Genomic DNA, 14,685 nt, shown 5'->3' on the forward strand with positions numbered 1-14,685 from the left:
GCCATCCCCGTTCGATCCAGCCGCACAATTTCTGCCGCCGCCGCGACCGCCGTTGGTCACGAACCGAACCGGCCCTGATGCGTTGGCTTTGCTGAACCCGATTCCGAAAGAGGTGTTGCATGGACAGGTCCGCCCTGCGCCGCGACTTCGTCACGCGGCCGATCTATCACATGGCCAAGGGCGTCCTGCCCGAGATGTCCGACACCGAGGCCGAGGCCATCGCCGCCGGCGACGTCTGGTGGGACGCCGACCTGTTTTCGGGGGATCCGGACTGGCAGGCCATGCTGGCTATTCCGCCCGCCAGGCTGACAGAGGCCGAGCGCGCCTTCATCGACGGTCCGGTCGATCAGCTTTGCGCCATGCTGGACGACTGGAAGATCAACTGGGAGGACCGTGACCTTCCGCCCGAGGCGTGGGACTTCATCAAGCGCGAGCGCTTCTTCGGGATGATCATTCCCGAGGAATATGGCGGCCTGGGCTTCAGCCCCTACGCCCATTCCGAGGTGGTGCGGAAGATCTCCACCCGCTCGGTGGCCGCCGCGGTCACCGTCATGGTGCCCAACTCGCTGGGCCCCGGCGAACTGCTGATGAAGTTCGGCACCGACGACCAGAAGTCCTTCTGGCTACCCCGGCTGGCTGACGGCCGCGACATCCCCGCCTTTGGCCTGACCAGCGCCGAAGCGGGCTCCGACGCCACAGCCATGACCGACATCGGCGTGGTCTGCGAGGGCGAATACAAGGGCCAGAAGATGCTGGGCCTGAAGCTCAACTGGGCCAAGCGCTACATCACGCTTGGCCCCATCGCGACCGTTCTCGGGCTGGCCGTGAAGGTCAAGGATCCCGACGGCCTGCTGGGCGGCGAGGAAGACCTGGGCATCACCGTGATCCTGGCGCCCACCGACACCCCTGGCATCGAGATCGGCCGTCGGCACATCCCGGCCATGCAGGCTTTCCAGAACGGCCCTAATGCCGGCCACGACGTCTTCCTGCCGATGGATGCGATCCTTGGGGGCCAGGAGCAGATCGGCAGGGGCTGGATGATGCTGAACGCGGCGCTGGCCGCCGGACGCGGCATCTCCCTGCCCTCGCTCTCGGCGGCCGGCGCGGCCATGGCGGCGCGGACCACCGGCGCCTATTCCCGGGTCCGCACCCAGTTCCGCATTCCCATCGGCGAGTTCGAGGGCGTGCAGGAGCGTCTAGGTCGCATCGCCGCCAACGCCTATCTTCTGGACGCCGCCCGCCGCTTCACCTGCGCAGGCCTGGCGCTCGGCCACCATCCCTCGGTGGTCTCGGCGATCATGAAGAACAGCGCCACCGAGCGGATGCGCGTCAGCGCGAATGACGCCATGGATGTCCATGCCGGCAAGGCGGTGATCGATGGGCCGAAGAACTATCTCGGGACCTTCTATCGCTCCGTGCCCGTGGGCATCACGGTGGAGGGCGCCAACATCCTCACCCGCAGCCTGATCGTCTTCGGCCAGGGCGCGATCCGCGCCCACCCCTTCATCCTCAAGGAGATGGAGGCCCTGGCCGACGAGGACACCCAGCGGGGGCTGGCCGCCTTCGACGTCACCGTCTGGGCCCATGCCGGCCACATCCTGCGGACGGCCAAGAACGCCTTCATCCGCTCCTGGAGCGACGGCCTGATCGGTCCGGCGCCTGAGACCGGCCCCACCAAGCGCTACTACCGCAAGCTCAGCCGCTATGCGGCGAGCTTCGCGCTCGCCTCCGACGCCGCCCTCCTGACCATGGGCGGCTCCCTGAAGCGCAAGGAGATGCTGTCGGCCCGGTTTGGCGACATCCTGGCTGAGCTCTATCTGCTCAGCGCCACCCTGAAGCGCTGGGAAGAGGATGGCCGCCAGGAGGCGGACCTGCCGCTGGTCGAATGGATCATGCAGGACGGCTTCCTGACCATCGAGCGCCGGCTGAAGGAAATCCTCGACAACTTCCCCAAACAGCCGGTCGCCTGGCTGCTGGGCCTGTTCGTCCTGCCCTTCGGGATCATCCGCCGGGGGCCCAGCGACCGGGTCACCCGCGCCTGCGCCCGGCTGATCCTGGAGCCGTCGGCCACTCGCGACCGCCTCACCGACGGCGTTTATCTGGGCGCCGGCGATGACGCCGTGGCCGAGTTGGAACATGCCCTGGATCTGGTGGTCTCCACCGAACCGATCCGCGACCGTATGAAGAAGCTGCGGGTCCGCGATCCGGACTCAGCCCTCGACCAGGGCCTGATCAGCCGTGAGGACCACGACAGGCTGGCTGAGACGGCCATCGCCGTCGCCAAGGTCGTCGCTGTGGACGACTTTTCGCCCGAAGAGATCACCGGCAAGGCGACACCGGCCCAGCAGGTGCGCGTCGAGGCCGCAGAATGAGCCGGCCGGTCTATATCGTCGACGGCGCCCGCACGCCCTTCATCAAGGCCCGCGGGCGGCCCGGACCCTTCACGCCGGTGGATCTGGCCGTCCAGTGCGGCCGCCCCCTGTTGCTCCGCCAGCCGTTTGCGCCGAGCGCGTTCGATCAGGTCATCCTGGGCTGCGTGAACGTGGTGGCCGACGAGATGAACCCGGCGCGGGTTGCGGCCCTGCGGCTGGGCATGGGCGAGGCCATGGTCGCCTTCACCGTGCAGATCAACTGCGGCTCGGGCATGCTGTCCATCGACACGGCCTTCCGCTACATCCAGCAGGGTACCGCCGACCTGATCCTGGCGGGCGGCGCGGAGTCGCTGAGCCACGCCCCCCTGGTCCTGAGCCACGACGCAACGGAGTGGTTCGCCGAGCTGAACAGCGCCCGCAGCCCCATGGCTCGGGCCAAGGCGGCCATGGGCTTTCGGCCGGACTTCCTCAGCCCTGTCATCGGCCTGGAGCGCGGCCTGACCGATCCGATCACCGACCTCAACATGGGTCAGACGGCCGAAATCCTGGCGCAGATGTTCGACATCTCCCGTCATGAGGCGGACGTCTACGCCTCCGAGAGCCAGCTCCGCTCAGCCCGCGCCCACACCGAGGGCTGGTTCAAGGGCGAGCTGGAGCCCGCTTTCGCACCGGATGGCGAACTCCATGACCGCGACGACGGGGTGCGGGCCGATTCCAGCCCCGACAAGCTGGCCAAACTTAAGCCGGCCTTCGAGCCGCCGTTCGGCAAGGTGACGGCGGGCAACAGTTCGCAGATCACCGATGGCGCGACCTGGGTGGTCCTGGCCTCGGAAGACGCGGTCAAGGAACACAGCCTGGAGCCCCTGGCCGAGATCGTCGACAGCCGCTGGGCGGCGCTCGACCCGAAGATCATGGGGCTTGGCCCGGTGATGTCGGTCACGCAGCTGCTACGCGCTCACGACATGACCCTGTCGGACGTGCCGATCTGGGAGATCAACGAGGCCTTCGCCGCTCAGGTCCTGGCCTGTCTGGCCGCCTGGCAGGACGACGGCTTCCGCCGCCAGGTGCTCGGCCTGGAGGGCGACTTTGGCCAGATCGACCGGGAGCGACTGAACGTCGATGGCGGCGCCATCGGCATGGGCCATCCGGTCGGCGCCAGCGGCGCGCGGATCGTGCTGCACCTGGCCAACGCCATGAAGCGCCTGTCCCAGCCCCGGGGCGTCGCCACCGAGTGCAACGGCGGCGCTCAGGGCGGCGCCATGCTGCTCCAATCGGTCTGAATGAGACATCGATGACGGACACCGCCTGGAAGAATCACGAGCAGCGGCAGATTGAGCTAGGCCCCGATACGGGCGCGCCGGACCCGTGGAAGGCCTGGCGGCTGACCCGGGACGAGGACGGGATCGACTGGTTGATCGCCGACCAGCCGGGCGCCAGCGCCAACACCGTGTCCGAAGAGGTGCTCGAGGAACTCGACCAGATCCTCGCCAAGGTGGAGCAGGACGCGCCCAAGGCCCTGGCGATCCGCTCGGCGAAGGCCGGCGGCTTCTTCGCCGGCGCTGATGTGAAGGCCTTTGTCGGCGCCCGCGACGCCCATGAGGTGGAGCAACGGATGACGCGCGCCCACGAGGTGGTCGATCGCCTGGCCAAACTCAGCACGCCGACGGTCGCGGTCATCCACGGCTACGCCCTCGGCGGCGGGCTGGAGATCGCGCTGGCCTGCGACCACCGCATCCTGGTGGGCGATGAGGCGCGCCTGGGCTTTCCGGAGGTTCAGCTTGGCCTGCATCCGGGCCTTGGCGGCACGGCTCGCCTTCTGGATCTGATCGATCCCCTGGACGCCATGCAAATGATGCTGACCGGCAAGGCCAAGCGCCCGGGCGAGGCCAAGGCCATCGGCCTGGCCGACGCGCTTACCGAAGAGCGCCATGTGAAGGCGGCCGTCTCCGCCGTGGCCCGAGGAGAGTTCAGCTCAACCAAGCCCGGCCGCCTGGGTCGGCTGCGCCATCAGGTCACCGAACGCATTCTGCACGCCGATCTTCCGCGCCGCGCTGCGGCCGATCGCATGCGCAGCCAAGCGGCCAAGCAGGCGCCGCCGCAGCACTATCCGGCGCCGGGCGCCCTGGTGGACCTGTGGGAGCGCCATGGGGACGATCTGAAAGCGATGCGCAAGGCGGAGATCGCCTCTTTCGCCCACCTGATGACGACGGACGCGGCCCAGAACCTGATCCGGGTCTTCTTCCTGCGGGAGAAGATGAAGCGGCTGACCGAGGTGGAGGCCAAGGCGCCGCGCCACCTGCATGTCATCGGCGCCGGCGCCATGGGGGGCGACATCGCCGCCTGGGCGGCCTGGCATGGGATAAAGGTCACCCTGGCCGACCTGAAGCCGGAGATCATCGCCCAGGCCATCGGCCGGGCCGCGACCCTCTATCCGAAGCTGGGCCACGACAGCGCCAAGACCCGCGACGCCCTGGACCGGCTGATCCCCGACCCCGATGGCCAGGGGGTTCGCCATGCCGACCTGATCATTGAGGCGGCGCCTGAAAGGCTTGATCTCTAAAGGAAAATCTACGCCGATCTCGAGCCGCGCATGAAGTCCGGCGCGGTGCTGGCCACCAACACCTCATCGATCCGCCTGGAAGACCTGGCGCAGGGCCTCGCCCGGCCTGAGCGGCTGATCGGCATTCACTTCTTCAATCCGGTCTCGCGGATGCAGTTGGTGGAGATCGTCACCCATGAGGGCGTGGCCGACGACACCCTGAACCTGGCCAAGGCCTTCCTGGGCGCCATCGACCGCCTGCCGGCCCCTGTGCGCAGCACGCCGGGCTTCCTCGTCAACCGGTCGCTGACGCCCTACATGCTGGAAGCCATGGTGATGATGCAGGAGGGCGTCGCCCCCGAGACGATCGACGCCGCCGCCGAGGCCTTCGGCATGCCCGTGGGTCCGGCCGAGCTGGCCGACCAAGTCGGTCTCGACGTAGGCATCGCGGTGGCCGACAGCCTGAAGGCCGGCCTCGACAAGCCCCTGCCCGTCCCGCCGGACACCCTGCGCGCCAAGGTCACCGCTGGCGACCTGGGCCGCAAGACCGGCAAGGGAATCTACGCCTGGAAGGACGGCGAACCGCAGAAGGCCAAGTCCTTCGCCAAGCCGACCCAGGAGATGACCGACCGTCTGATTCTGCCGATGATCGACGCCTGCCTGGAATGCCTGCGCAAGGGCGTGGTCGAGGACGAGGACATCGTTGATGGGGCCATGGTCTTCGGCGCCGGCTTCGCCCCCTTCCGCGGCGGACCCATCCACTATGCCCGCCAGGCCGGGGCGCAGACGCTCAAGGCCCGTATGGAGGAACTCGCCGTCCTCCATGGCGAACGCTTCCGTCCCGACCAGGGCTGGGAGCGTCTGACGTGAGTGGGGCGATGCTGCGGATGACGCAAGCCGACGATGTCGCCAAGGCGATCATCGAACGGTTGGACGGCAAGGTGGTGCTGGGCCTGCCGCTCGGGCTGGGTAAGGCCAATCACATCGCCAACGCCCTTTATGCCCGGGCGGCGACCGACCGCTCGATCTCGCTACGGATCTTCACGGCGCTGACCCTGACGCCGCCGGAGCCCGGCAGCCTGTTGGAAAAGCGGTTCATGGGACCGATCCTGGAGCGCACCCTTGGGGGCTATCCCGAGCTCGCCTACGCCCAAGCGCAGCGCCGCGGCGGCCTGCCGCCCAATATCGAGGTGGACGAGTTCTTCCTGCAGGCCGGCATGTGGCTGAACGACCCCGAGGTGCAGCAGAACTACATCAGCGCCAACTACACCCATGCCAGCCGCTACATTCTGGAACGGGGCTGCAACGTGGTCGCCCAGCTGGTGGCAAAGGGAGAGCGCGACGGCGCCGAGCGCTACAGCCTGTCCTGCAACACCGACCTGACCCTGGAACTGCTCAAGGCCAAGGCGGAGGGCCGCACCGACCTCATCCTGGTGGGCCAGGTCAATTCCGAGCTGCCCTATATGCCCGGCCCGGCCGAGCTGCCGCCAGAGGCCTTCGCCATGATGCTGGAGAGCCCAGAGGTGGAGTTTCCCCTGCCCGGCCCGCCCAAGCAGCCGGTCACCCTGACCCACTACGCCATGGGCTTCCACGTCGCGAGCCTGATCCCCGACGGCGGCACCCTGGAGATCGGCATCGGCTCCATGGGCCACGCGGTGGCCCACGCTCTGATCCTGCGTCACCAAAAGCCGACACGCTTCGCCGCCATCCTCAAGGCCCTGACTCCGCCCGACGATCCTCTGGAGCGCCACACCGGACCCTTCGAAGAGGGGCTCTACGGAGCCACCGAGATGTTCGTGGACGCCTTTCTGGAGCTCTATCGCGCGGGCGTTCTAAAGCGCGAGGTGGACGGCGCGGTGCTGGACGCGGCCTTCTTCCTGGCGCCGCGGGACTTCTACGCCGCCCTGCGCGACATGCCGCTGGAGGAACGCGCGAAGTTCCGGATGACCGATGTGGGCTTCGTCAATGAACTGCACGGCGCGGACTTCGACAAGCGGGTGGCCGACCGCAAGGGCGCGCGCTTCGTCAACAACGCCATGATCGCCACCCTGCTGGGCGCCGTGACCTCCGACGCCCTCGAGGATGGCCGCGTGGTGAGCGGGGTCGGCGGCCAGTACAACTTCGTGGCCCAGGCCTTCGCCCTGCCGGACGCTCGCTCGATCATGACGCTTCCGGCCAGCCGGCAGGGAAGCGACGGGCGAGAGTCCAATATCCGCTGGTCCTATGGTCACACCACCATCCCCCGGCACCTGCGCGACATGGTGGTGACCGAGTATGGCGTCGCCGATCTGCGCGGCGCCCGGGACAGCGAAGTTATCGCCCGCATGCTGGCGGTCGCCGACGCCGCCTTCCACGAGGATCTGACGGGACAGGCCAAGGCGGCGGGCAAGCTGCCGGCCAGCCACCAGATCGCCGACTTTGCCGCCGACAATACGGCCACCGTCCTGGCTGAGCGACTGGCGCCCTTCCGCAAGGCCGGCGACCTGCCCCCCTTCCCGTTCGGCACGGAGATGACCGAGGTGGAACAGGCCCTGGCGCCGGCCCTGCAGAAGATCAAGTCTGCGGCGACCGCCAAGACCGAGATTGCGGCCCTGGCCCTGCGCGGGGTGACCGCTGGGCGACCTGACGATCGGGTGCGTCAGGCCCTGGCGCGGCTGGGCCTGGACCGGCCCAGAGGGGTGGCGGAGCGGCTCTATGCCCGGCTGGTGCGCGGGGCGATGGCAGAGCCCTAAGCTTCGCCGCGGCCCCAGCCTTGCAGCGCTCGGTTCAAATCGTACCGAGAAGGGACGCCGCCATGTTCGAAAAAGCCAACAAGACCCCCGCTCGGCCCCAGGCCGAAGAGACGCCCGCGATCCGCAACGCCGCCGCCTCACCGTCCGCCACGCCCAAGCCCAAGGCGCCGTCCCTGATCGGTCCGGGCCTTTGTATTCAAGGGAATATCGCCGGCGAGGCCGAGGTTCAGATCGATGGGCTGGTGCGCGGCGATGTTCGCGTCGGCAAGCTCAGCCTGGGACCCCAGGGCCGGATTGAAGGCACGGTTGTCGCCGTGGTGGCTGAAATCCGTGGCCAGATCAAAGGCCCGATGAAGGCGCGTCAGGTGCGCCTCTATGGCACAGCTCATGTGGAGGGCGACATCGCCCACGAGCAACTGGCCATGGAGACCGGCGCGGTCTTCGAAGGTCGCAGCGTGCGGCTGCCGAAGCCCGAAGCCGATGCGCCGGCCGCCGCCCCCGCAGCGCCCGCCGTCTCCAGCGCGGCCTGAGCCTTCAGGGCGCCGGTGACGGGGGAACGTCGGGGATGATCTCTGCGAACGCGGCGCCGGTCGCCCCGGCGGCACGTCCCGCCTCAAACAGCCTACGCATGGACTCCGCGTCAAACGCCAGGCTGTCGGCGCCGAGGGCCGTAGGGATCGCGGCGTAGCGCAGCCGCGCGTCATTTCGGTTGGCGAAGGCGACGGCGGCGATCAGATGGGCTCGAAGGTCAGATTTCGACAGGGTGTCGAAGCTGCGCATCAGGATGGGCAAGGTCGCCCCCTTGGTGAGCGCCCGCCGGGGCTCCACCTCGCCATTGATGATCACGTAGAGGTCGCGCGGGCGCATGACGCCTTCCGGCGTCCACAGGGTCAGGGTCGCGGGGGCCAGGACGAACGGCGTGCTGACGCCGCCGTCGACATGCATCTCAGCCAGTCCCGTCCCGGTGTCGTCCAGCTGCATCATCACCGGGGGGAAGACGCCGGGAATACTGGCTGACGCCACGAGGACGTTGCGAAACAGGGCCACTGCAGTGGCCTCCTGCCCCGGAGCCTGTCCGGCGGCCGCGATCGCGCCCATATCCCAAAGAACAGTGGCTTGCGCGTCCAGATTGGTGGTCGCCACCAGCAACCGCCGCCCTTTGCTGTGTTCAGCCGCGATGGCCCGCAATAGCGCCGGGTCCACATATTTTCCCACGAGAGCCCGCAGGGAGCGGTCGCTGTAGAGGCTTGGGCGAGACAGCGCCCCCCAGCCTCCCGAGGTCAGACGGGAGACATCCTCATCCCGATAGGCTGCAGTGAGGCTGTGGTCCCAGGTTGGTCCAAGGAAGGCGAAGGGCGAGATCAGGGCACCCGTACTCACCCCCGTCACCAGATCAAACACCGGCCGGTCACCGGCTTCGGTCCAGCCGACCAGCACCCCTGCCCCGTAGGCGCCGTTGGCGCCGCCGCCCGAAACCGCAAGCGCTGTCAGCCCATCGGCGTCGAGGGCTTCGCGCTCGGTCCGCCAGGCGCTCAAAAACGCTTGGCCCGCCGCCTCGTCATTGCCCGCGAAACGGAAGGGGTCGAGCACGGTCCGCGCCGACGCCTGAACCTGCGCTGGCTCGATGTCGGGCCGCGAAATCGAGCCACAGCTGGCGAGCGCCAGAGACAGGGCGACCATCAGGACGGCGGTCAAACGGCCGTGAGGAACCTTGTGGCTCAGGCGCATACACATGAGACTCCAGTGGCTCAGCCGGCGGGTCCTGTCGAGGCCGCACCGCGCCCGGCGCACCGCGCCGACAGCCGTTCGACCAGAAACCGGGCGAGGACCTCCACACGCGCCGGTCGGGGTCCCCCCGGCGGCATCACAAGATGCAGGGCCACAGGCGGCGGACTCCAGTCGGCGAGCACCGCCTCCAGACGGCCGGCCGCGAGGGCGTCGCCGACGATGAAGTCCGGTTGAAGCGCCAGGCCCAGGCCCGCCTCCAGAGCCGGCAGCAGGGCTTCGGCGTTATTGGCCCGCAAGGGTCCGACGGGGCGCACCGACGCCTCCTCCCCTGCCGCATTGACGAACCGCCAGGTCTCGGGCGTGGGCAGATAGGCGTAGCCGAGGCAGGCATGTTCAGCCAGATGGGCCGGGTGGGTCGGTCGCCCCCTGGCGGCGAGATAGGCCGGCGACGCCACCACGTGTCGCGGGACGGGTCCGATCCGACGGGCCACGAGGGATGAGTCCGGCAAGGCCGCGATCCGGAGCGCCATGTCGAACCCCATGCCGATGAGGTCGATGGCTTCATCACTCATATGCAGGTCCACCGACACGTCCGGATGGGCGGCGAGGAAGTCCGGCAGCAGGGGGGCCACCTCCAGCAGGCCAAAGGACATGGGCGAGGCCAGACGCACCAGTCCGCGGGGCTGGGCCGACTGCGCCAGGATGGCGTCCTCGGCCGCCTCGCCGTCATTCAGCAGCTGCGCGGCCGGCCCTGCCAACCGAAGGCCCGCCTCCGTCAGGGCCAGGCGCCTGGAGGTGCGGTTGAACAGCCGCGCCCCGAGCCTCGCCTCCAGCCGGGTCACCGCCTTGGAGACCGTCGCCTTGGACAGGGCCAGCTCATCGGCGGCGGCGGAGAAGGATTTGAGCTCCACCACCTTGGCGAAGATCGCCATGGCCTCCAGGTCCGGCAACTTGGGCATTTTAGAAACAGTGTCTTTCAGTAGTTTCTATTTATGGTGCGATCATCCGCCCTATCTTGGTCTCAGGCAAGAGCGCCCCGCTGGGCGCGGAGGTTTCGAGATGATCGAACGCAGAGGTTTTGACGGACTGGGCGGCGCCGACCACGGTTGGCTGAAGGCGCGCCACCACTTCTCCTTCGCCAACTACTACGACCCCAAGCGCATGGGCTGGGGGCCGATCCGGGTCTGGAACGACGACGAGATCGCGCCGAACTCGGGCTTCCCGCCCCATCCCCATGCCGACATGGAGATCATCACCTATGTCCGGGACGGCGCCATCACCCACCAGGACAGCCTGGGCAACAAGGGTCGCACCGAGGCAGGCGACGTCCAGGTGATGAGCGCGGGCTCCGGCATCCGCCATGCGGAGTACAATCTGGAGAGCGACACCACCCGCATCTTCCAGATCTGGATCGAGCCGGCCCGCACCGGCGGCGCGCCCGCCTGGGGCGCCAAGCCCTTTCCCAAGGGCGACCGGTCCGGACGCTTCGTGACCCTGGCCAGCGGTTTCGAGGACGACGCCGACGCCCTGCCGATCCGCACCCCGGCCCGGGTGCTGGGCGCCACCCTGCAGGCGGGTGAGACCACCGAGCACGTCCTGGACGCCGCGCGCCACGCCTATCTGGTGCCGGCCAAGGGCCGGGTGGAGGTCAATGGCGTGACCCTGGAGGCCCGGGATGGGGCGGCCATCACCGGCGAGACGTCCCTCACCATCACCGCCCTGGAAGATTCCGAACTCGTCCTGGTGGACGCGGCCTAAAGGCCGCCTCCCCTACCCCAACACTCACGCTTCAGGAGTTCCTCATGACCAAGGTTCTGGTCCTCTACTATTCGGCCTATGGCCACATCGAAACCATGGCCCAGGCCGTGGCTGAAGGCGCCCGGGAGACCGGCGCCCAGGTCGACATCAAGCGGGTCCCTGACCTGGTGCCCGAAGAGGTCGCCAAGGCGGCTCACTACAAGCTGGATCAGGCCGCGCCCGTGGCCTCCATCCAGGACCTGGCCGAGTATGACGCCATCATCATCGGCGTCGGCACCCGCTTTGGCCGCATGGCCTCGCAGATGGCCAACTTCCTCGACCAGGCCGGCGGTCTGTGGGCCAGCGGCGCACTGAACGGCAAGGTCGGCGGCGCCTTCACCGCCACGGCCACCCAGCATGGCGGCCAGGAGACGACCCTGTTCTCGCTGATCACCAACCTGATGCACTTTGGCCTCGTGGTGGTCGGCATGGACTATGGCTATCAGGCCCAGATGCGCCTGGACGAGGTGACCGGCGGCAGCCCCTACGGCGCCACCACCATCACCGGCGGCGACGGCTCGCGCCAGCCCAGCCAGACCGAGCTGGACGGCGCCCGCTATCAGGGCCGCCGCATCGCCGAGGTGGCCAAGAAGCTGCACGGCTAGGTTTGTCGGCGCACTTGTCCCCTCGGGATGGGTGCGCCGCACCGCCCTGTCTAACCAACAAGTCTCGGCCTCAACACCGAGACATCACCAAACCCACGAATGGATGACACTGGCCTAGCCTAGTGGAGGCCCCCGTCCGCTGATCACAGCAACAAGGGGGACGGACCATGTCATCCAACCATCTGCGCCATCCGGCGCGTCTCGCCGGCGCGCGTACGCGCCGCGCTCTGCTCGCCGTCTCGGCCTCTCTGCCCATTCTTGCCGCCGCCGCAGCGCCCGCGCTCGCCGAGGACGCCGAAGTCTCGGAGGTGGTGGTCACCGCCTCGCCGATCCGCGAGTCCATCGAAGCCTCTCTGGAAATCCAGAAGGCGTCGGACAACATCGTCAACGTCATCGCGTCCGACACCATCGGTCGCTTCCCCGACGCCACCGCGGCTGGCGCGCTGGCCCGCCTGCCCGGCGTCGGCGTTCAGCGCGACCAGGGCCAGGAGCGCTACATCCAGATCCGCGGCGCGCCCACCCGCTGGACCACCATGGCGCTGGACGGCGTCAACCTGATCGGGGCCGAAGACCGGATCTTTCGCTTCGACTCCGTGCCCGCCGCACAGATCAGCCAGGTGGTGCTGAACAAGACCCTGCTGCCGAACATGCCCGCCGAGGCCCTGGCCGGCCGGGTGAACATCGAGACCTTCTCGCCCCTGACCCTGCCGGGCTTCCATGGCTCGTTTGATGTGGGCGGCGGCTTCGTCGACATGGGCGACGGCCCGGTAAAGCAGTATTCCGGCCGCCTGTCCTGGTCCAACGGGACCTGGGGCGCCAGCCTGATCGGCTCGCACTACTCGTTCGAGCAGCACACCGACAACTCGGAGCCGCGGTTCGACACCGTGGGGCTCTCGTCGCAGCGCTTCACCAAGTATGTGATCGAACGGGTCACCGAGTCCTTTTCCGGTAAGATCGAATACTCACCAAACGACGACCACTACATCTCCCTCACCCACCTGACGACCGAGTTCGAAGACTTCGAAGAGCGCAACTGGTACGTCTTCACCTATGCCAACGCCTTCTCAGGCACGCGGAACTTCGAGACCGCCGACCTGATCGGCGTGCCGATGACCGCCTCCTTCGCCTATGGCATCTACACCAACGGCGTGAACTTCAACGTTCTGCACGGCGACCATCGGGTCAAGGACTGGGACCTGAGCTGGGACCTGGCCTACGCCACCACCGAGTTCAACAACTTCTATCCCTCGGTCGGCCAGCAGACCTCCACCTCCACCTCGCGGCCGTCGATCGCCAACACCGCCTTCCTTCCGTCGATGACGGTGAAGGTTAACGCCACGGGCAGCGGCATCCCGCTGCACACGCTTTACGACACCGTGCTGATCAATGGTCAGCCCGCGCGGGGAGCGCAGCGCACCTCGCTGAACCAGCTGACCCTGCCGGAATCCTTCGCCACGGAGTCCACGGGCCGGCTTGAGACCGAAGCCGTCACCCTGAAGTTCGACGGCAGCCGCGACTGGGACAGCTTCGGCGCCCAGGCCACCTTCAGCGCCGGCTTCCAGTACGACGACCGGGCCCAGGAGAACGACGTCACCGCCCTGGTCCGTCGCGACGGCACGGTGGCCACCGGCAACCGCACGGGCTTCCCGCTGGAAACCAATGGCGCCCTCCTGGGTCTGCCGTGGGACATGAAGACCCTGTTCGGCTCGACCGTCTGGGATCAGGATATGGACCGCGGATTCACCGCTGTTCACATCGACACCCGGCGCATGACCGAGGGCGTGCTCGCCCTCATGGCCGCCGCCCGCGCCGCCAATACGGCCGGAACCGGCAATTTCGCCGTCTATGACATCGACAAGCGGGCCACCAACGCCGTCGATGAGAAGGTCGCGTCTGGCTATGTGATGAACCGCTGGAAGTGGGATCGCCACACCCTCACCGGCGGCGTCCGCATCGAGCGCACGGAGATCAATTCCGAGGGCCTGGCCAATGTGGCGGGCGCGCTCGTTCCGCTCAGCTTCTCTACGGAAGAGACCAACGTCTTCCCGAGCCTGCACTACGGCTTCGACTATTCCGACACGCTGAAACTGCGGGCGGCCTTCATCACCGGCTCGGCCCGTCCGAGCCTGGAGGACATGCGCGCGACAGTGACCGTGAACGACACCAGCGAGACCATCAGTGGCGGCAACCCCTTCGTGACGCCGGAGAAGGCCTATGGCGTCGATCTGTCGGCCGAATGGTATTTCGCCCCCGCAGCCCTGCTGGCGGCCAGCTTCTTCCACCGGGAAGTCGACAATGTCCTGTTCGACGCCTCGCGCATCGTCGGCGATGACAGCTACAACTTCGGCGGCGTCGATCGCAGCGCCTACACCATCTCGTCGATCCAGAACGGCCGCAGCGGCTACCTGACCGGCCTCGAGTTCGTCTACACCCAGCCCTGGACCTTCCTGCCGGGCTGGCTGTCGGGCTTCGGCTTCCAGGGCAGCGTGTCCTTCACCAAGGGCGAGTTCGAAACCCCCACCGGCGAGACCGTGGAATTCCCGGGCACCTCGGATCGCATCGCCGGCGCCACCCTGTTCTATGAGAAGTACGGCCTGTCTTCACGCCTGTCCTGGCAGCACCGCACCGACTGGCTGGACGAAGTCTTCCCCTCAGGCTCTTCGGCCAACTCCAACCTCTACTGGGGCGACAGCCAGCGCCTGGACTTCTCCGCTCGCTACCAGGTCAACGAGACCTTCTCGGTCTTCCTGGACGCCAACAACCTCACCAATGAAGAAGGCGTGCGCTACCAGGGTCGCGAGGACCGTCCCTATGAGATCGAGGGCTTCGGCCGGAAATACCTCCTGGGCGTCCGCGCCTCCTTCTAGATCCCCGCTCCACCCTGACCTCGCCTCGCGGGGTCAGGGTATGGA

Annotated in this window: 10 protein-coding genes and 1 pseudogene; 9 read left to right on the forward strand and 2 right to left on the reverse strand. The window is 67.8% G+C overall.

What is annotated here, in order from left to right; all coding sequences use genetic code 11:
• Nucleotides 1–119: 119 nt before the first annotated feature.
• The 6 genes and pseudogenes from Q8L83_RS14530 (at nt 120) to Q8L83_RS14555 (ending at nt 8,173) form a co-directional block, all read left to right on the forward strand.
• Entirely contained in the window at nt 120–2,372 is a 2,253-nt protein-coding gene (locus Q8L83_RS14530) for an acyl-CoA dehydrogenase (protein ID WP_305288143.1), read from the forward strand.
• The gene (locus Q8L83_RS14535; RefSeq protein ID WP_305288145.1) at nt 2,369–3,652 is read left to right on the forward strand and encodes an acetyl-CoA C-acetyltransferase; all 1,284 of its coding nucleotides are present in this window, start codon (nt 2,369–2,371) and stop codon (nt 3,650–3,652) included. Before Q8L83_RS14530 ends, Q8L83_RS14535 begins: the two co-directional genes overlap by 4 nt.
• Nucleotides 3,653–3,663: 11 nt before the next feature.
• Nucleotides 3,664–5,175: pseudogene (locus tag Q8L83_RS14540) on the forward strand (3-hydroxyacyl-CoA dehydrogenase NAD-binding domain-containing protein); the annotation flags it as partial.
• Between the two features lie 6 nt (nt 5,176–5,181).
• Entirely contained in the window at nt 5,182–5,781 is a 600-nt protein-coding gene (locus Q8L83_RS14545; RefSeq protein WP_305288583.1) for a 3-hydroxyacyl-CoA dehydrogenase family protein, read from the forward strand.
• A 17-nt stretch (nt 5,782–5,798) separates the two neighbouring features.
• Nucleotides 5,799–7,643 (forward strand): acetyl-CoA hydrolase/transferase C-terminal domain-containing protein, encoded by a 1,845-nt coding sequence (locus tag Q8L83_RS14550; protein ID WP_305288147.1) that lies wholly within the window; start codon nt 5,799–5,801, stop codon nt 7,641–7,643.
• Between the two features lie 62 nt (nt 7,644–7,705).
• Nucleotides 7,706–8,173, forward strand: coding sequence for a polymer-forming cytoskeletal protein (locus Q8L83_RS14555; RefSeq protein ID WP_305288149.1), 468 nt, complete (start codon nt 7,706–7,708; stop codon nt 8,171–8,173).
• 4 nt (nt 8,174–8,177) lie between these two features.
• Here Q8L83_RS14555 and Q8L83_RS14560 read toward each other — a convergent pair whose 3' ends face one another.
• Both Q8L83_RS14560 and Q8L83_RS14565 read right to left on the reverse strand, forming a co-directional pair.
• Nucleotides 8,178–9,371, reverse strand: a complete 1,194-nt coding sequence (locus Q8L83_RS14560) for a patatin-like phospholipase family protein (protein ID WP_305288151.1) — start codon at nt 9,369–9,371, stop codon at nt 8,178–8,180.
• A 20-nt stretch (nt 9,372–9,391) separates the two neighbouring features.
• Nucleotides 9,392–10,330, reverse strand: a complete 939-nt coding sequence (locus Q8L83_RS14565; RefSeq protein ID WP_305288152.1) for a LysR family transcriptional regulator — start codon at nt 10,328–10,330, stop codon at nt 9,392–9,394.
• 100 nt (nt 10,331–10,430) lie between these two features.
• Between Q8L83_RS14565 and Q8L83_RS14570 the strand changes: the two genes are divergently transcribed.
• The 3 genes from Q8L83_RS14570 to Q8L83_RS14580 all read left to right on the forward strand — a co-directional run bounded on the left by Q8L83_RS14570 (nt 10,431) and on the right by Q8L83_RS14580 (nt 14,640).
• Nucleotides 10,431–11,129 (forward strand): pirin family protein, encoded by a 699-nt coding sequence (locus tag Q8L83_RS14570; RefSeq protein WP_305288154.1) that lies wholly within the window; start codon nt 10,431–10,433, stop codon nt 11,127–11,129.
• 44 nt (nt 11,130–11,173) lie between these two features.
• Nucleotides 11,174–11,773: an NAD(P)H:quinone oxidoreductase gene (gene wrbA, locus Q8L83_RS14575; RefSeq protein WP_305288155.1), complete on the forward strand. Its 600-nt coding sequence runs from the start codon at nt 11,174–11,176 to the stop codon at nt 11,771–11,773.
• 167 nt (nt 11,774–11,940) lie between these two features.
• Nucleotides 11,941–14,640 (forward strand): TonB-dependent receptor, encoded by a 2,700-nt coding sequence (locus Q8L83_RS14580; RefSeq protein ID WP_305288157.1) that lies wholly within the window; start codon nt 11,941–11,943, stop codon nt 14,638–14,640.
• The last annotated feature ends 45 nt before the right edge of the window (nt 14,641–14,685 follow it).

The sequence above is a fragment of the Phenylobacterium sp. genome, assembly GCF_030680185.1.
GTDB lineage: Bacteria > Pseudomonadota > Alphaproteobacteria > Caulobacterales > Caulobacteraceae > Phenylobacterium.